The organism is Pseudomonas sp. LBUM1648 (assembly GCF_059716145.1).
In genome coordinates this window covers 4909094-4926929 of record NZ_CP166808.1, presented here as the reverse complement: position 1 = coordinate 4926929, position 17836 = coordinate 4909094, and the positions used below count along the sequence as shown (strand labels likewise).

Annotated in this window: 10 protein-coding genes; 8 read left to right on the top strand and 2 right to left on the bottom strand. The window is 59.8% G+C overall.

Annotated features, from left to right (window positions below; all coding sequences use genetic code 11):
• Window positions 1-193: 193 nt before the first annotated feature.
• Window positions 194-1174: a GlxA family transcriptional regulator gene (locus tag ACA043_RS22305; protein WP_187679284.1), complete on the top strand. Its 981-nt coding sequence runs from the start codon at window positions 194-196 to the stop codon at window positions 1172-1174.
• A gap of 3 nt (window positions 1175-1177) precedes the next feature.
• On the opposite strand, the gene ACA043_RS22300 is transcribed toward ACA043_RS22305, so the two are convergent.
• The gene (locus ACA043_RS22300) at window positions 1178-8980 is read right to left on the bottom strand and encodes a dermonecrotic toxin domain-containing protein (protein WP_497657935.1); all 7803 of its coding nucleotides are present in this window, start codon (window positions 8978-8980) and stop codon (window positions 1178-1180) included.
• A gap of 304 nt (window positions 8981-9284) precedes the next feature.
• Here ACA043_RS22300 and ACA043_RS22295 point away from each other — a divergent pair, with 304 nt between their 5' ends.
• From ACA043_RS22295 to astE, 7 genes are all read left to right on the top strand, one after another.
• Complete coding sequence (locus ACA043_RS22295) at window positions 9285-10505, top strand: aspartate aminotransferase family protein (RefSeq protein ID WP_187679282.1); 1221 nt, start codon at window positions 9285-9287, stop codon at window positions 10503-10505.
• Between the two features lie 288 nt (window positions 10506-10793).
• Window positions 10794-11813, top strand: a complete 1020-nt coding sequence (aruF, locus tag ACA043_RS22290) for an arginine/ornithine succinyltransferase subunit alpha (protein WP_100847631.1) — start codon at window positions 10794-10796, stop codon at window positions 11811-11813.
• 51 nt (window positions 11814-11864) lie between these two features.
• Window positions 11865-12890 (top strand): arginine N-succinyltransferase, encoded by a 1026-nt coding sequence (astA, locus tag ACA043_RS22285; RefSeq protein WP_187679281.1) that lies wholly within the window; start codon window positions 11865-11867, stop codon window positions 12888-12890.
• Window positions 12887-14356 (top strand): succinylglutamate-semialdehyde dehydrogenase, encoded by a 1470-nt coding sequence (astD, locus tag ACA043_RS22280; RefSeq protein ID WP_187679342.1) that lies wholly within the window; start codon window positions 12887-12889, stop codon window positions 14354-14356. Before astA ends, astD begins: the two co-directional genes overlap by 4 nt.
• A 166-nt stretch (window positions 14357-14522) precedes the next feature.
• Entirely contained in the window at window positions 14523-15869 is a 1347-nt protein-coding gene (gene astB / locus ACA043_RS22275) for an N-succinylarginine dihydrolase (RefSeq protein WP_187679280.1), read from the top strand.
• Between the two features lie 57 nt (window positions 15870-15926).
• Window positions 15927-16217, top strand: coding sequence for a hypothetical protein (locus ACA043_RS22270; protein ID WP_016983958.1), 291 nt, complete (start codon window positions 15927-15929; stop codon window positions 16215-16217).
• A gap of 12 nt (window positions 16218-16229) precedes the next feature.
• On the top strand, window positions 16230-17237 hold the full coding sequence (astE, locus tag ACA043_RS22265; protein ID WP_401272013.1) for a succinylglutamate desuccinylase: 1008 nt from the start codon (window positions 16230-16232) through the stop codon (window positions 17235-17237).
• Window positions 17238-17284: 47 nt separating this feature from the next.
• Here the strand turns inward: astE and ACA043_RS22260 are convergent, their stop codons facing one another.
• Entirely contained in the window at window positions 17285-17794 is a 510-nt protein-coding gene (locus ACA043_RS22260) for a 6,7-dimethyl-8-ribityllumazine synthase (RefSeq protein ID WP_497657934.1), read from the bottom strand.
• Between the last annotated feature and the right edge of the window lie 42 nt (window positions 17795-17836).

Below are 17836 nucleotides of genomic sequence, written 5' to 3'. Positions count from 1 at the left end.
ACCGGGTTCCCCTGTAGGAGCTGCCGCAGGCTGCGATCTTTTGATCTTCAAAAACCAAAATCAAAAGATCGCAGCCTCGTTTCACTCGACAGCTCCTACAGGTGATCTCCGTCAGACTCAAGATTTGTGTTCATTTTCGGGCTAGCATTGGCCCTTGCCTTCATCACCGTTCCTCGTTTCGGATTGCCCGCCCATGACTGCCCATCGAATTGGTTTCCTGATTTGGCCCAGCACTAAAGCGTTGACGCTGGCGCTGGCGGAGGAGGCCTTGCGTGTTGCGCAGCGGGTGCACCCGGACGTGGTTTACGAACTGTCGTTCTTGCAGGCCGAGCCGCCCGTCGAAGGCGCCTGGCAATTACCCGGCGAACCGTGGGCCGGCAAGCTCGAGAACTTCCAGAAACTGTTCCTGCTTGCCGATGAGCCGCCAACTTCGCTGGCCTCGCCACTGAGCAGCGCGCTCAAGCAACTGGTGCGTGCCGGTTGTGTGATCGGCGGTCTGTCGGCCGGCGTGTATCCGTTGGCGCAGCTCGGTTTGCTCGATGGTTATCGCGCCGCCGTGCACTGGCGCTGGCAGGACGATTTCGCCGAACGCTTCCCGAAAGTCATCGCCACCAGTCATCTGTTCGATTGGGATCGCGATCGCCTGACCGCGTGCGGCGGCATGTCGGTGCTCGATTTGTTGCTGGCAGTGCTGGCCCGTGACCACGGTGCGGAGCTGGCCGGTGCGGTGTCGGAAGAGCTGGTGGTCGAGCGCATCCGCGAGGGCGGCGAGCGTCAGCGTATTCCGTTGCAGAACCGTCTCGGCTCTAGCCATCCGAAGCTCACGCAAGCCGTGTTGCTGATGGAAGCCAACATCGAAGAGCCGCTGACCACCGACGAGATTGCCCAGCATGTGTGCGTATCCCGTCGGCAATTGGAGCGGATCTTCAAGCAGTACCTCAACCGCGTGCCGAGCCAGTACTACCTGGAACTGCGCCTGAACAAGGCCCGGCAGATGTTGATGCAAACCAGCAAGTCGATCATCCAGATCGGCCTGTCGTGCGGCTTCTCCTCGGGGCCGCATTTCTCCAGTGCCTACCGCAACTTCTTCGGCGCCACACCGCGGGAAGATCGCAACCAGCGGCGCAGCAGCAGTCCGTTTGAATTGTCGTCGGTGCCGCCCGAGCGCGGCTAGACGCTAGTCGACGACCAGGTCACCTGAACTCTGCGAAGAGTCGATGTAAGACCTGGCTTCAGCGCCACTGGAAAACGAGTCGTCTTCGAACTCTTCGAAATGGCGACCAATTCTTTGTGGGATCTGCAGTCTGACAGCCCTTCTGCTGGCATAAACACTCAGTGCTTGCTGGCTACTAGGGGAGAGCAGATCGCCGCTGAAGATGAATTCGGTGGTGTCGGCCTCCATTATCTCGATGGGCAATTCGACAATGGAGTTGTTGGCCAGGTCGGCATACACAAGGTCCGGGCGATTGAACAAGCCCGGCGGAATTTCCGTAAGTCCTGTGTTGTTCAAGTTCAGTCTGGCCAGTGACGTCATCTGACTGAGGTCGGGGGTTCGGCCCAGCGCGTTATCCCTCAAGGCGAGTCGCGTGAGGTTACTCATGCCGCGCAACGCATTCGCGCTTTCCTGAGTGAGGGTGATCTGACAATTGACCAGGCTGAGTTCCGTCAAACTTTCCATGGCTGGAATGGCGCCAGGAATGTCGCCCAGATGATAGCTCTCTATGGTAAGCGAACGCAGATGGGGGAAGCGCTCCAGGAATCGACCGACGCGAGGGAGCTTGAATCTGTTACCCGCCAGGATCAGCGTGCGAATATGCCAAAAATCCGCCGACAGCGTTGGTAGTTCGCCTGTAATTGGCAGATGGAACGTAAAGTCGAACTCGGATCGGCCTTCCCTCACTATCCGGCGCCAGCATTGTTCGAGACTTTCCTTGAATCGCATTCTGCAATCTTGTTCCTCGATCAGGCTATCGCCCGTCAAGGGTGTGTTGGTGCCGGGGGCGAGGGGAATTTCATTCGTCCACGCCTCAAGATCATTGATCAGTGTGGTGATCTCTGTTTGTCTGCGGATCAGTTCCAGATGCCCATCGGCCAAAGTACCGGGCAGGCCGTAGACGATTTCGTCGAGGCGCGCGTCGGTCAGATGCGGATACAACGCACGGGCCAGCAAACTATCTTCCTGAGGTACGGAAACGCCAAAATCAATGCCCAGCGCTTGATGATGGGTTTTTATCCGTTCGCGCGTGGCTGGCAACAGCGGGTTGCGATTCAAGTCAAAGCCATTGCTGGCGTCGGCGGGCAGTTGAAAAAGTGCCTCTGGCAACTCGCTGATGAGGTTTTCATGGAGTATCGCCGTTTCCAGAACCGGCAGTTCGAGTAGGCTGGGCGGTAGATGGTCGATCCCGGTTCGGGATAGATCGATGAACGTCAGTGCTCTCAGCGCCGAAACGTCTGGGGCGCTGCCCAGCGGGTTGTTGTACATATCCAGCATTGTCAGTCGGGATAACGAGGACAAGGCCGCTTGCCCCGATTCATCAAAAGCAATGCCGCAGCTGCTCAGTACCAGGGTTTTGAGTTGGGGCATGCGGGACACGGCCAGGGGGAATTGATCCAAGGCAAAGCGGCGCATTTCCAGTGCCTCCAGCCCGGTAAAGCAATTCAGGAAACCCTCGACCCCCGTCAGCTTTTCGCTACCCTGCAAGGTCATTTGGGTGACGTGACTGAAATCAGCACTCAGCGCTGGCAGATCACCGATCACCCTGAGGTGGGCGTCGAAAGCGTTGAGCCTGAGCTCTGTTTTGCTGTTTTGTCTGCTGCGCCAGAAATGTTCCAGTTGTACGCTGAACGCTCGGCGCTCGAACCGCTGTGTCGCTCTGTCAGCGGCGGTCATGTTCAAACCCGCCAGACCCGCAGGTGCGCGATCGGACCATTCGGTAAGGTCACTGACCATCTGCGTGAGTTCAGCCTCCCAGTGCGCCAGTTGGGCGCTGCCGTCTGCCAGCGTTCCAGGCAATTCATAGATCACGTGCGTGACATCTTCGATGTCCAGATCGGGAAACAGTGCTTGTGCCTTGGCGATGTCGGCCAGGTCGGGGAGTACACCGAAGTCATAGCCGATGGCAGCGTAGTGGGACTTGATACGCTCACGCGTGGACGGGGACAAAGGATTGTTTGCCAGATCTATGCCGTCAGCCAGATCAATGTCCACCGCGAAAAACGATTCGGGCAGATCCGTGATCGCGTTGTCGTTGAGCAGTGCATTGCGCAGGTTCGGATGAGAGCTCAAACCATTGGGTACGTTGCCAATGCCGGTGTTGGTCAGGCGAACATCGTTCAGCATGGGCAGCGCCGCCAGATCTGGAATCTGCACCAGTGTGTTATGGCTCAGGTTCAGGAGTTCAAGTTCGTTCAGCGATTGCAGAAGGGTCTGCCCCTCGGCCGTGAGGGTAATGTTGCAGTGGGTCAGCATCAGCTCCTTGAGCTGCGACAGGTGTCCGAGGTTGGCTGGTATTTGTCCCAATTCGAAGTTGCGCATCTCAAGGACGTGCAGGTTGGGAAACAGTTCCACGAACGAGGCGATGTCATTCACCGACGCAGTGCCCATCAGGTTCAGACTCGACACATGGCTGAAATCTACGTTCAGCCGTGGCATGTCCCCCGTGAAGGCCAGGTTCGCGATAAAGTGATCGTCGCGCATGCTGGAGGTGGTCGAACGACTTTGCCAGAAATCCTGCAGCCGCTGGGCAAACTCCGATCGGGCCGTGTAGTTGTTGAACATTTCGACAGCATCGATCGCCGCCCCCGTCACAGGGTTCTGATGTGGTACCTCAACGGCCCATGTGCGCAGATCCTGCTCCAGCCCGCTCAGCTCCATTTGCCAGATATTGAGCTGAATCCGACTGTCCGCCAGGGTGCCGGGCAGGTCATAGATCACTTCACTGGCTTCGACGGTATCCAGCGTCGGGAACAGCCGCTTCGCCAAGGCGATATCTGTTGGATCTGCCAGCACGTCGAAATCATGCCCGGTTTTGCGGTAATAGTTTTTTATCTGGTTGCGAGCGTTCGAGGAGAGCCTCGGATTCTCGGCCAGATCAATTCCGTCACTGCGCTCGGCCGGCAGATCGAACAAGGCATCGGGCAATTCGACAATATTGTTTTCACTGAACAATGCGGTTGCCAGGTTGTGATTGTCGGTGATTCCGGCTGGAAGCTCGGAGAGTCCGGTGTCTGACAGGTCGAGGTGCTTGAGCGAGGGCAGCAGATTCAGATCAAAGAAGGATCCGAGCGGGTTGCCGCGTAACTCGAGTATCTCCAGTTGGCTCATGGCGCAGAGTGCTGCTTGATTTTCCGGGGTGATCACGACCCCGCAGTTCTTGAGCCGCAGTGTGACCAGTTGCTGGGCATTGATGGATTCCAAGGTGGCCGGTTCCAGGTCAAAAAAACTCAGCTCCAGGTCGGTCAGATTCTGGAAACGTTGCAGGAAGGGCAGTACGGTCGAAACGTTTTTGTTGCCATCGAGCGTCAGTTCAGCAACGTGGCTGAAGTCAGCGTCGAGTACTGGCATGTCTCCGATAAACTCGACGCTCGCTACCAGACGGCTACTGCGAGAGTTGGGGGATACAGGGCTTCTTTCGTGCCAGAACTGTTCGAGTTTGATACTGAATCGCTGCCGGGCGAGACGCTCGTTCACCCGCTCACTGATAGTCAGCGCCTGGCCGGTTTCGGGGTGGTGGTCAGGAACGTTATTGGTCCATTGCGCCAGGTCGTTTTGCATTCGGTGGGCTTCGGTTTCCCATCCGGCGAGGTGGACGCGACCGTCAACCAGTGTGCCGGGCAGTTGATAGAGCAACTCGGCGGCCTGCTCGGTGTCGAGGGCAGGAAAGAGGTTCATGGCCCGATTCATATCGGCTCGCTCCGGCAAGATGCCGAAGTGTTTTCCGGTTTGCTGGTAGTACGCTTTCACCCGCTCCCGACTGATTGGAGACAGTGGGTTGTTGGCAAAACTGAAGCCATCGCTCAGCGCCGGGGGCAAGTCGAAAAAAGCCTTGGGAATGTCAGTGATCTGATTGCCGTCGAATCTGCCATTGCTCAGCCGTGGATGATCCAGCAGACCGTCTGGCAGCTTCGTGATTCCCGTGTTTTCGAGATTGATGTAGCGCAACGAAGGTATCGTGTGTACCTCGGGCGCAGCGCCTAATCGGTTGCCTTGCAGGTCCAGGATAAGGAGTTCGGACAAGGGTGAAAATAGCGCTCGGCTGTCGGCGGGCAGAACAATGCCGCAGTTGCGCAGGATCAGATTTCGCAATCGTGGCATCGAGCGAATGGCGGGCGGCAGATTCGGCACATTCAGGTTTTGCATGTCGAGGTAAAACAGTTGCGGGAATTGCTGCAAAAACCCATCGACGGCGCCGGTGCGGGCGCTGCCATTGATGCTCAGCAAGGTGACATGACTGAAGTCTGCATTCAACACAGGCAGGTCGCCAATGATCGGCTCCCTGATCTGCAGCGTGTAACCGGTAGAGCTGCGTAGCTCCCTGCGCCAGCAGCGTTCAATGTCGACCCTGAGTCGCGCTCGGCTTTGCCTTGCAGCCCGCAGTTCAATCACCGTCAATGGAAGGCCGGTGTCGGGATTGTTCACGGGGATCCGGGTTTCCCACAGCCGCAGGTCATCCTGAAGTTGACTGAGTTCACCCCTCAGACGGGTCAGTTCGTTTCTGATTGCTACCGGGTCCTGATTGAATCGGGTCGCAAAGTCTTCGGCCTCCTGAGTGGTGTAGCCGCGATAGATCACCTGAACAGGATCCAGTGGCTGGGGCTCTATGATTGCGCCCGGATGCACGTAGGCGTCAGGCAGACCGAATGTTGGCTGGCGACCGCCACGCCCGACCAGGCGCAGAGTATCCAGTTGCGGTTGCGGAGCCGGGGGCAGTGATATCGCTACGCGCAGATCCTCCCGAGCCAGTGGCCGGGCGCGGATCGCACTTTTCAGTTGTTCCGGCTGGCCAATCTGAATGTTCAGGGCCTGACGTTCGGTATCCGGCAGGGCGTACAGAATGCTGGAATAAATATCGGTGGCCGAATGCAGTTCCTGGCCGCGGTCGTCGAACGGCTGATAGAGGTCATCGGTTTGTCTGACCAGAATTTTTTGCACCGGCGCATCCACTCGCCCGGTGCTGTCGAGCACCTTGCCCTCATAGGCGCCGTCGCGAATTTCCAGGCGCACATTACCGCTCCAGCCAGGCACTTGCCTGAGGCTGTGCAGTACCAAAGTGTCGGTATCCGGATTACTCACCGAGCCCATCTCCAGTCCTTCATATGCGCGCGCGACGCGTACCTCTTCGCTGGCAATCTGGATAAGGTTTTGCTGGCGCTGGGGTAACTGCCCTTCACTGATCAGCAATAGCTCATCGCCGGTGGCGTTGTTGAGCAGTTCCTCCGTGATGCGCCGGGGGAGCGTTGGTTCGTGCTGCGTAAGGCGGCTGATCAGCGGATCGTCGGGCGTTTCGAGAGCCTGGTAGCGTGCTTCGAACAGTGTCCCGCGTTGCGTTTTGGCATGGTGCAGCAGTTGCTTGCGCAAATGGCGGGTGCGGACCTCCAGTGTCAGATCCGGACCGGCGAAGTCTTCGCCCAGCAGCGCTTTGGCGTCCTGTTCGTCCAGGGTTTGCAGCAGTGTCTTCAGGACATCGCCGTCCACCAGTCCGTCCGAGCGAATATCGGTGAGGGGAAGCGTTTCGTCTGCTGAGGACTGCCAGGTGACAGCCTGTTGTTGGTCCATCAGGCGCAGGCGTTTGTTGCCAGGCCAGCGTCCGTAATCATTGAGCAGTTGCAGTTGCGTCAGCGGGTCGGCACTGCGTTGCTGTTCGGGCAACTCGCTGCCCATTTGCTCGATTAACAGTTGCAGATCCTGGTCGATCTTGAAGCGCGCAATACTGTCCGCCAGCAACGGCGGTAACGGCTCCTGGTCGGCATGCATGTGACGAAGAGCGTTGTGGTCGAAGCCGCTGATCTGAAGGACTCGTTCACGTTGAACGGGTGAGAAGGACTCGACCGAGTGGCCAATCCGCCGCAACGCCGTGGGGGCGTCCCACTCCAGCGGCTGTTCGACCTCGGTGTGCCACGCACCGTCGCCGTTATGGCGCACCAGCGGCTTATAGGCGTCGGGCCGGGTTGGATGATCGATTCGATATTGGCCGGGAATCGGAGTTTCTTTGACGGCATAGTGGCCTTGATCAATGGGTAGCAATAGCTTGCCCTGATGTTCGTGCAGGCCCAGTCGCGAAGGGGATGAACCTGGCGTCGGCAGGTTTTTTTGCTGGTAGGCGGACAGATCCGGTTTCCAATAAAGGGTTTTGCCGTTGGGCATCTGTACCGGTTTGAAACTGTCGATGAAGGCGACTATTTCTTTGGGCAGCACGTTGCGGAACTCGCCCAGGGCAACGACACCGCCGGCGACAAATGCGCCGAGTTGAACCAGCGACTCAAGGCAGCCGAACAGGTGCGTCAGCGCTTCGGTGTTCTGGCCTTGCGTCCACTCGACAATGCCTTCGAACATTTCGTCGAGAAACTGGTAGGCCATGTACGCCATCATCATTTCGCCCAGAACCGGCACGAACGGCGCAATGATGAATGCGGCGGTCTGCACAATCGTCGAGGCGATACCGACGAACGAATCCCACAGTGCCCAGCGCACTTTTGAATCGACTGTGGCGGTCGCGACGGCAATGACTTGGGCGTCATTGAGGATCTTGTTCAGTTTGCCTTGATAGAGGTGCTCCCATAACTCGGCGCTGATTGGCGTGGCGGCCAGTTGCAGGTCCGGTTTGTCGAATGGTTCGTCTCGCCACACCGGCTGCGTGCTGCCCGGCACGGGTTCGTGCCACGTCACCCGGCTCAGGCGAGCGTTCAGGCTGGAGAAGAAAAAGCCACGCTGTTCGTGGTTGACGAAGCGACTGAAGAATTTCTGATAGTCGCGTGAGCGCAGTTGCCTGGTCAGTTCGACTTCCAGCTCTGCTGAGGAGGCGTATTCCTTGATCGGATGTTCAGGGTCATCCGGCACCCAGGCCACCACCCGCGCCACGTTTTGCGGTTCATCTGCCGGCGGGGCGAACACCGCGATGCCGGTGAGTGGGGCCTCCATCATCGTCAGGCTGTTACACAGCAGGGACTGGCCATTGATCCGCAGGTGCGGTACGCCTTCGGCCAGTGCGGTGATCGTACGAAAGTAGCCCTCGCTGATATCGTCGTTCATGCGGGCGAGTTGCAGGGCGGCTTTCAGGGCGGCTTGCTGGCTCTTGTCGACCTTGAGGCGCAGCGCCGAGGCTTTCGCTTCATCGCCAAACCCCAGATGGTCTTCCAGCCAGGTTTTGTACTGCGCGCCGATATCCAGCGTTCGGCAGAGCCGGGTGAATGCGGCGATGCTCAGCGTTTGCTTGATCGCAGGCAGGGTGTCGAACTGGCCGGTCGCCGAGGGTTGGGTAATGAAGGTGGATTCGGCTTCATAGGCATCGTCCTCGGTTTCCTTCTCCTCGAAGTTATGCAGCGCGGCGTCCAGTAGCGACACCGTCCAGGTGCGGGCGCCGGTCTTGATCGAAAACAGTGGCGTGGTGGCCGGGATGTACAGGTGCAGGTACGTGGTTCTGACGTCCAGATCCAGAGCGAACTGTTCTTTCAACGCGGCTTTGAGCAGGGGCTCGGCGAAGGTGCTGGCATCCTGGAAATGTTCGAGCTGTTGGTCGACATCGTTTTGGGCGGTCCAGTGCGCGGCATTGAGCGCCTTCAGCGCCTGATGGTGGGCGACCGATACCGCTCGCAGCTTGGAGGGCAGTGCGGGTTGCGTGGTCTTGAGGGCGTTGCGCCTGGCCGCCGAAGCGTTGCCCAACCAGTCGGGCATGCTGGCTTTGAGGTGCAGGTAATGGACGTCGGGCTGCTGTGAATCGACGTTGTGACTGGTGGCGGTGTGCTGCTCGTCGGTCGGATGCATCGGGCCAATCCTTGGCGTTTGAAAGCGCCAATCAAATCAGAGCGATGCACCGTCGGTGCGGTACATATTTATACCGGTGGGAAGGTCTTAAGTTGATATCCTTGCCCGCCTGCCGCAAATCGGCAGCGCCGGTTTAAACTGCGCCTTTGCGACGCTATATGTCGCATTGCCGTAAACCCGGGAAAATCCGGGGTTTGCGCTATAAGAAGTTGTCGCTTGGCGGCAAGGCCGGGCTGAAAACTGTCCTTACAATCCCCCCATCGCTCGCCAGTTTCAGGCGGGTGGCCCTCATCAGGAGACTCCGATGTCCGTTGAGCACGCTGCGGTACAACGCGCCGATTTCGACCAGGTTATGGTTCCCAACTACGCGCCTGCCGCTTTCATTCCGGTGCGTGGCGCCGGTTCCCGCGTCTGGGATCAGGCCGGCCGCGAGCTGATCGACTTTGCTGGCGGCATCGCCGTCAACGTATTGGGCCACGCGCACCCGGCGCTGGTCGGTGCCTTGACCGAGCAAGCGAACAAGCTGTGGCACGTATCGAACGTGTTCACCAACGAGCCGGCCCTGCGTCTGGCGCACAAGCTGATCGACGCCACGTTCGCCGAGCGCGTGTTCTTCTGCAACTCTGGCGCCGAAGCCAACGAGGCCGCGTTCAAGCTGGCCCGTCGCGTGGCGTTCGACCGTTTCGGCAGCGAGAAGTACGAAATCATCGCCGCGCTGAACAGCTTCCACGGCCGTACCCTGTTCACCGTTAACGTCGGTGGCCAGTCGAAGTACTCCGACGGTTTCGGCCCGAAAATCACCGGCATCACCCACGTTCCTTATAACGACCTGGCTGCGCTGAAAGCTGCGGTTTCCGACAAGACCTGCGCGGTCGTGCTGGAGCCGATCCAGGGCGAGGGCGGCGTACTGCCGGCCGAACTGGCTTACCTGCAAGGTGCCCGCGAACTGTGCGACGCAAACAACGCGCTGCTGGTGTTCGATGAAGTGCAAACCGGCATGGGCCGCAGCGGCAAGCTGTTCGCCTACCAGCATTACGGCGTGACTCCGGACATCCTGACCAGCGCCAAGAGCCTGGGCGGCGGTTTCCCGATCGCGGCGATGCTGACCACCGAAGCGCTGGCCAAACATCTGGTCGTCGGCACCCACGGCACCACTTACGGCGGCAACCCGCTGGCGTGCGCCGTCGCGGAAGCGGTGATCGACGTGATCAACACCCCTGAAGTGTTGAATGGCGTGAATGCCAAGCACGACAAGTTCAAGACGCGTCTGCAGCAGATCGGCGAGAAGTACGGCCTGTTCACTCAGGTGCGTGGCCTTGGTCTGCTGATCGGTTGCGTACTGAGCGATGCCTGGAAAGGCAAGGCCAAGGACATCTTCAACGCCGCTGAAAAAGAAGGCCTGATGATTCTGCAAGCCGGCCCGGACGTAATCCGTTTCGCCCCGAGCCTGGTGGTGGAAGACGCCGACATCGATGCCGGCCTGGACCGCTTCGAACGTGCTGCAGCGAAATTGACGCAAGCTTGATAGACCTTTCGACGCCTGAGCATTTCAGGCGTCGAAGCCAATTTTTGTTTCGGGCCAGATTGATTTGGGAGTGAGCCCCTGTGGCGAGGGGATTTATCCCCGTTGGGTGGCGCAGCCGCCCTAAATCCAGTCACCGCGCACGCAATTGTGCGGGGACGGGTTCAGGGGCGCTTCGCACCCCAACGGGGATAAATCCCCTCGCCACAAACAGCTTTTCCCCTGTTTCCCCTGGGAAGTGGCCCGAGATTTTCATCTTCTGTGAATTGATAAGAGAAAAGGAGTGACACCATGCTGGTGATGCGCCCCGCGCAAATGGCTGATCTGGGCGAGGTACAGCGTCTGGCTGCGGACAGCCCGATTGGTGTCACTTCCTTGCCGGATGACGTGGAACGTCTGAGCGACAAGATCGCCGCGAGCGAAGCCTCGTTCGCCGCCGAAGTGAGCTTTAACGGTGAAGAGAGCTACTTCTTCGTCCTTGAAGACACCGCCACCGGCAAACTGGTCGGCTGCTCGGCCATCGTTGCCTCGGCGGGTTATTCGGAGCCGTTCTACAGCTTCCGCAACGAGACCTTCGTCCACGCATCCCGCGAATTGAAGATCCACAACAAGATCCACGTGCTTTCGCAATGCCACGACCTGACCGGCAACAGCTTGCTGACCAGTTTCTATGTGCAGCGCGAGTTGGTGGGTTCGCCTTGGTCGGAGCTCAACTCCCGTGGCCGTCTGCTGTTTGTCGCCAGCCACCCGGAGCGGTTCGCTGATTCGGTGGTGACCGAGATCGTCGGTTACAGCGACGAGAATGGCGACTCGCCGTTCTGGGACGCCATTGGTCGCAACTTCTTCGACCTCAACTACGCCGAGGCCGAGCGCCTGTGCGGGCTGAAAAGCCGTACGTTCCTCGCCGAGCTGATGCCGCATTACCCGATCTACGTGCCGCTGCTGCCGGATTCCGCTCAAGAAGCGATGGGCCAGGTGCACCCGCGTGCGCAGATCACCTTCGACATCCTGATGCGCGAAGGCTTTGAGACCGACCACTACATCGACATTTTCGACGGTGGCCCGACCCTGCATGCGCGTGTTTCGGGGATCCGTTCGATCGCCCAGAGCCGCGTGGTGCCAGTGAAGATCGGCGAGCCGGTCAAAGGTGCCGGGCGCCAGTATCTGGTGGCCAACGCCCAGTTGCAGGATTACCGCGCCGTGTTGCTTGAGCTGGACTACGCGCCGGGCAAACCGGTGACGCTGGATATGGAAGCGGCCGAAGCCTTGGGCGTCGGTGAAGGTGCCAGCGTGCGCCTGGTGGCGGTTTAACGCCTTAGCGAGTTTCACGGGTGGCGAAGGCGGCCCGTTTGAGGAGATAGCATGATTGTTCGTCCCGTACGCAGCAGCGATTTATCCGCGCTGATCGACCTGGCCCGCAGCACCGGCACCGGCCTGACCACATTGCCGGCCAACGAAGAGCGCCTGACCCATCGGGTCGGCTGGGCCGAGAAGACCTTTCGCGGCGAAGCCGGCCGTGGCGACGCGGACTACCTGTTCGTGCTCGAAGATGACAACGGCCGCGTGGTGGGGATTTCTGCCATTGCCGGCGCGGTCGGTCTGCGTGAGCCCTGGTACAACTTCCGTGTCGGCCTCACTGTCAGCGCTTCGCAAGAGCTGAACATCTATCGCGAGATCCCGACGCTGTTCCTCGCCAACGACCTGACCGGCAACTCCGAGCTGTGCTCGCTGTTTCTGCACGCCGATTACCGCACTGGCCTCAACGGCCGCATGTTGTCCAAGGCGCGGATGCTGTTCATCGCCGAGTTCCCGGAACTGTTCGGCAACAAGATCATCGCCGAGATGCGTGGTGTGTCGGATGAAGCCGGTCGCTCGCCGTTCTGGGAAAGTCTGGGCCGGCACTTCTTCAAGATGGAATTCAGCCAGGCCGATTACCTGACCGGTGTCGGCAACAAGGCCTTCATCGCTGAACTGATGCCGAAATTCCCGCTGTACACCTGCTTCCTGTCTCCGGACGCACGCAATGTCATCGGTCAGGTTCACCCGGACACCGAGCCGGCGCTGGCGATGCTCAAGAGTGAAGGTTTCAGCTATCAGGGCTACGTCGACATCTTCGACGCCGGCCCGGCCATCGAATGCGAAACCAGCAAGATCCGCGCTGTGCGTGACAGCGAAGCGCTGGTGCTGGCCGTGGGTACGCCGGGCGACGACGCCACGCCGTTCATCATCCATAACCGCAAGCGCGAAGACTGCCGCATCACTGCCGCGCCGGCACGTCTGGCCGCCGGCACTCTGGTGGTCGATCAGCAGACCGCCAAACGTCTTCAACTCAACGCTGGCGATCAAGTGCGCGCCGTGGCGTTGTCCGCTGCTCGGGAGTCGAAATAATGAATTCGCTATACATTGCAGGTGAATGGCTGGCCGGTCAGGGTGAAGCTTTTCAATCGCTGAACCCGGTGACCCAGCAAGTGCTGTGGTCGGGGGAGGGCGCCACCGCGGCTCAGGTCGAGTCGGCCGTGCAGGCTGCGCGTCAGGCATTTCCGGGCTGGGCTCGTCGTTCGCTGGAAGATCGCATCAGCGTTCTGGAAGCTTTCGCCGCCGCGCTGAAAAACCACGCCGACGAACTGGCCCGCACCATCGGTGAGGAAACCGGCAAGCCACTGTGGGAAGCCGCGACTGAAGTCACCAGCATGGTCAACAAGATCGCGATCTCGGTGCAGAGCTACCGCGAACGTACCGGCGAGAAGAGCGGCCCGCTGGGCGACGCCACCGCCGTGCTGCGCCACAAGCCCCACGGCGTGGTCGCGGTGTTTGGCCCTTACAACTTCCCGGGTCATTTGCCGAACGGCCACATCGTGCCGGCGCTGCTGGCCGGTAACAGCGTGCTGTTCAAGCCAAGCGAGCTGACCCCGAAAGTCGCCGAGCTGACGGTCAAGTGCTGGATCGAAGCCGGTCTGCCGGCCGGCGTCCTGAACCTGCTGCAAGGTGCCCGCGAAACCGGCATCGCGCTGGCGGCGAACCCGGGCATCGACGGTCTGTTCTTTACCGGCTCCAGCCGCACCGGCAACCATCTGCACCAGCAATTCGCCGGGCGCCCGGACAAGATTCTTGCGCTGGAAATGGGCGGCAACAACCCGCTGGTGGTCGATCAGGTCGCCGATCTGGATGCGGCGGTTTACACGATCATTCAGTCGGCGTTCATTTCTGCCGGCCAGCGCTGCACCTGCGCCCGTCGCTTGCTGGTGCCGCAAGGCGCGTGGGGCGACAGCCTGCTCAAGCGTCTGGTGGAAGTCAGCGCGACCATCGAGGTCGGTGCATTCGATCAGCAACCGGCACCGTTCATGGGCTCAGTGATTTCCCTCGGCGCGGCGAAAGCGCTGATGGATGCCCAGGAACATCTGCTGGCCAACGGCGCCGTGTCGCTGCTGGAGATGACTCAGCCGCAGGCGCAGTCGGCGCTGCTGACTCCGGGCATTGTTGATGTGACGGCTGTGGCCGAGCGCCCGGACGAAGAACTGTTTGGCCCGTTGCTGCAAGTGATCCGCTACACCGATTTCGCTGCCGCGATCAGTGAGGCCAACGACACCGCTTACGGCTTGGCCGCGGGTCTGCTGTCCGATTCCGAAGATCGCTATCAGCAGTTCTGGCTGGAAAGCCGCGCCGGTATCGTCAACTGGAACAAACAACTGACCGGTGCTGCGAGCAGCGCACCGTTCGGCGGTGTCGGTGCCTCGGGCAACCATCGCGCCAGTGCCTACTACGCGGCGGATTACTGCGCGTACCCGGTGGCGTCGCTGGAAACACCGAGCCTGGTGTTGCCTGCCACCCTGACGCCTGGCGTGAAGATGGCGTGATATCCATTCGCGAGCAGGCTCGCTCCCACAGGATTTGTGTCGTACACAACATGTATGTCACCGCCAAACCTGTAGGAGTGAGCCTGCTCGCGAAGGCCGCACCTCGGTCGCACTGAACAGTTAGTTACTGAAGCCTATAACAACAGATTCTCGTGGAGCCTCGCTGATGAAATCCTATGAAGTCAATTTTGACGGTCTAGTGGGGCCGACCCATAACTACGGCGGTCTGTCCTACGGCAACGTGGCGTCCCAGAGCAACAGCCAGCAATCCTCGAATCCGAAGGAAGCCGCGCTGCAAGGCCTGGCGAAAATGAAAGCGCTGATGGAAATGGGCTTTCAGCAAGGTGTGCTGGCGCCACAGGAGCGTCCGGACGTGGCCGCTCTGCGCCGTCTGGGTTTCAGCGGCACCGACGCTCAAGTGATCGAGCGCGCCGCCAAAGAAGCCATGCCGTTGCTGGTTGCCAGTTGCTCGGCGTCGAGCATGTGGGTGGCCAACGCCGCCACGGTCAGCCCGAGTGCCGACACCGCTGACGGTCGCGTGCATTTCACTGCCGCCAACCTCAACTGCAAATATCACCGCAGTATCGAGCACCCGACCACCAGCCGTGTACTCGGCGCGATGTTCGCCAATCAGCAACACTTCGCCCATCACGCGGCATTGCCGGCGGTGGCGCAGTTCGGCGACGAAGGCGCGGCCAACCACACGCGTTTCTGCCGCGAGTACGGCGAGGCCGGTGTCGAGTTCTTCGTGTTCGGTCGCAGTGCTTTCGACAATCGTTTCCCGGCACCGCAAAAGTACCCGGCCCGTCAGACCCTCGAAGCCTCGCAAGCGGTTGCGCGTCTGCACGGTCTGCGTGACGAAGGCGTGGTTTACGCCCAGCAAAACCCGAACGTGATCGATCAGGGTGTGTTCCACAACGATGTGATCGCGGTGGGCAACGGCGAGGCGCTGTTCTATCACGAGGACGCGTTCCTCAACACCGAGCAGATGCTGGCCGAGTTGCAAGGCAAACTGGCCAAGGTCGGCGGCAACTTCCAGTCGATCTGCGTGCCGCGTTCGGCGGTCACCGTGGATGACGCGGTGCGTTCGTACCTGTTCAACAGCCAGTTGTTGTCGCGCCCTGATGGCTCGATGCTGTTGATCGTGCCGCAAGAGTGCCAGGCCAACGAGCGCGTGTGGGCCTACCTGCAAAGCCTGACCAGCTCCGGCGGTCTGATCCGCGAAGTGAAAGTCTTCGACCTCAAGCAAAGCATGCAGAACGGTGGTGGCCCGGCGTGCCTGCGTCTACGCGTCGCGCTCAATGAAACTGAACTGGCGGCGGTCAACCCAGGCGTTATCATGACGGCCCCGTTGTACGGTTCGTTGACCGCATGGGTTGAAAAGCACTACCGCGACCGCCTGAGCGAAACCGATCTGGCGGACCCGCAATTGCTGCTTGAATGCCGGACGGCACTGGATGAACTGACGCAAATCCTTAAACTGGGCGCGGTTTATCCATTCCAGATCAATTGATGGCCGGCGCGTCGCCTGAACGCGGCGCGCGGTTTATCTCCCCAAGAGAGTAAAAACATGAGCGATTCCCTGCAGCTGATCCTTGAAGATACCGACGGCACGCAACTGCAAACCTCGTGCACCCGCGTCGCGGTCATGTGGCAAGGCAAAGAGCTGTGGATCCAGCAGGACGGCCGTGGCCAACTGCTGATCGGCGTGGACGTCGAAGAAGGCGACGCCGAGTACGCCAACCTGCTGCTGCGCCCATTGGCGACTAATCTGGTAAGTCTGCAACTGGAAATGGAACCGGCTGACGTCGGCGACGACGAAGACCACGTGCACGGCCCGGATTGCAACCACGACCACTAAGGAAACCGCTCTATGCTCGCCCTCGGCAAACTGCTTGAACTGACCCTCGCCGGCCGCGAACCGGCGGAGAAGACTCAACTGACTGTCGAAGGCGTGCGGATGCGCTGGTTGAGCGAAGGTGCGCTGGAAGTCCGGCCACCGGAAGCACGCGACAATGGCCTGGATCTACTGCTATCGGCGGGGATCCATGGCAACGAAACAGCGCCGATCGAGTTGCTTGACCGGCTGCTGCACGACATCGCACGCGGCGATTTGAAACCGCGCGCACGCATTCTGTTCCTGTTCGGCAACCCGGAAGCGATTCGCAAGGGTGAGCGCTTCGTCGAGCAGGACGTCAATCGGCTGTTCAACGGCCGTCATGAACAAACCAGCGGTTCTGAGGCCATACGCGCCTGTGAGCTGGAACGACTGGCGGCGAGCTTCTTCAGCCTGCCGGATCGTCAGCGACTTCACTATGACCTGCATACGGCCATTCGCGGTTCGAAGATCGAGCAGTTCGCTTTGTACCCGTGGAAGGAAGGTCGCCAGCATTCCCGCCGCGAACTGGCACGCCTGCGCGCGGCCGGCATGGAGGCGGTGCTGTTGCAGAACAAACCGTCGATCGTGTTCAGCTCATACACCTACGACAAGCTCGATGCCGAGGCCTTCACGTTGGAACTGGGCAAGGCGCGACCGTTCGGGCAAAACGACGGGGTCAATGTGTCGCTGCTGGAAACCCGCCTGAAGCAGATCATCGAAGGCAACGAACCGGCCGCCGAGGAGGGCCTGGACGGTTTGCAACTGTTCAGCGTGGCGCGGGAAATCATCAAGCACAGCGATGCGTTCCGCCTGAACCTGCCGCAGGACATCGAAAACTTTTCCGAGCTGGAAGTGGGTTATGTGCTGGCCGAAGATCTGGCCAATACCCGCTGGATCATCGAGGAAGAGGGCGCGCGGATCATCTTCCCCAATCCCAAGGTCAAGAATGGCCTGCGGGCGGGCATCCTGATCGTCCCGGCCACCGACGAAAACCTGGCCTGATGTGATGATCGTTCCCACGCAGAGCGTGGGAACGCCTCAATGGAGGGTCAGACCGCTACTGCACGCGGCTCTGTGCGACGCAACGCACGAACCTTCTGCAACGTATCCGCGCAAGTCTTCGCCGCTTCCTGGCCCTTGTGCACAAAGTGCTCCAAGAAGAACTTCTGATGTTCTTCACCGGCATGGAAGTGATGCGGGGTCAGGGACACCGAGAACACCGGTACTTCGGTTTCCAGCTGAACCTGCATCAGGCCGCTGACCACCGACTGGGCGACGAACTCGTGACGATAGATGCCGCCGTCCACTACCAGGGCTGCCGCGACGATACCGGCATAACGACCGGTCTTGGCCAGTAGCTTGGCATGCAAGGGCATTTCAAAGGCGCCGCCGACTTCGAAAAAGTCGATGTCCGATTCCTGATAACCATGAACGAGCATTTCAGCGACGAAGCCTTTACGGCTCTGGTCGACGATTTCCTTGTGCCAGCAAGCCTGGATGAACGCGACGCGCTCGCCGTGAGGGTGTTTGGTTTTGCTATCGAAAGCGGTGGGTTGCATGTTCTGACTCCTGTTTGTGTGAAAAACAGGGCGTTATGAATC

Coding starts and splice junctions, on each gene's coding strand:
- aruF (WP_100847631.1), top strand. CDS start 10,794: ATGCTGGTGATGCGCCCCGCGCAAATGGCTGATCTGGGCGAGGTACAG.
- astB (WP_187679280.1), top strand. CDS start 14,523: ATGAAATCCTATGAAGTCAATTTTGACGGTCTAGTGGGGCCGACCCAT.
- astA (WP_187679281.1), top strand. CDS start 11,865: ATGATTGTTCGTCCCGTACGCAGCAGCGATTTATCCGCGCTGATCGAC.
- ACA043_RS22305 (WP_187679284.1), top strand. CDS start 194: ATGACTGCCCATCGAATTGGTTTCCTGATTTGGCCCAGCACTAAAGCG.
- ACA043_RS22300 (WP_497657935.1), bottom strand. CDS start 8,980: ATGCATCCGACCGACGAGCAGCACACCGCCACCAGTCACAACGTCGAT.
- ACA043_RS22260 (WP_497657934.1), bottom strand. CDS start 17,794: ATGCAACCCACCGCTTTCGATAGCAAAACCAAACACCCTCACGGCGAG.
- ACA043_RS22270 (WP_016983958.1), top strand. CDS start 15,927: ATGAGCGATTCCCTGCAGCTGATCCTTGAAGATACCGACGGCACGCAA.
- ACA043_RS22295 (WP_187679282.1), top strand. CDS start 9,285: ATGTCCGTTGAGCACGCTGCGGTACAACGCGCCGATTTCGACCAGGTT.
- astE (WP_401272013.1), top strand. CDS start 16,230: ATGCTCGCCCTCGGCAAACTGCTTGAACTGACCCTCGCCGGCCGCGAA.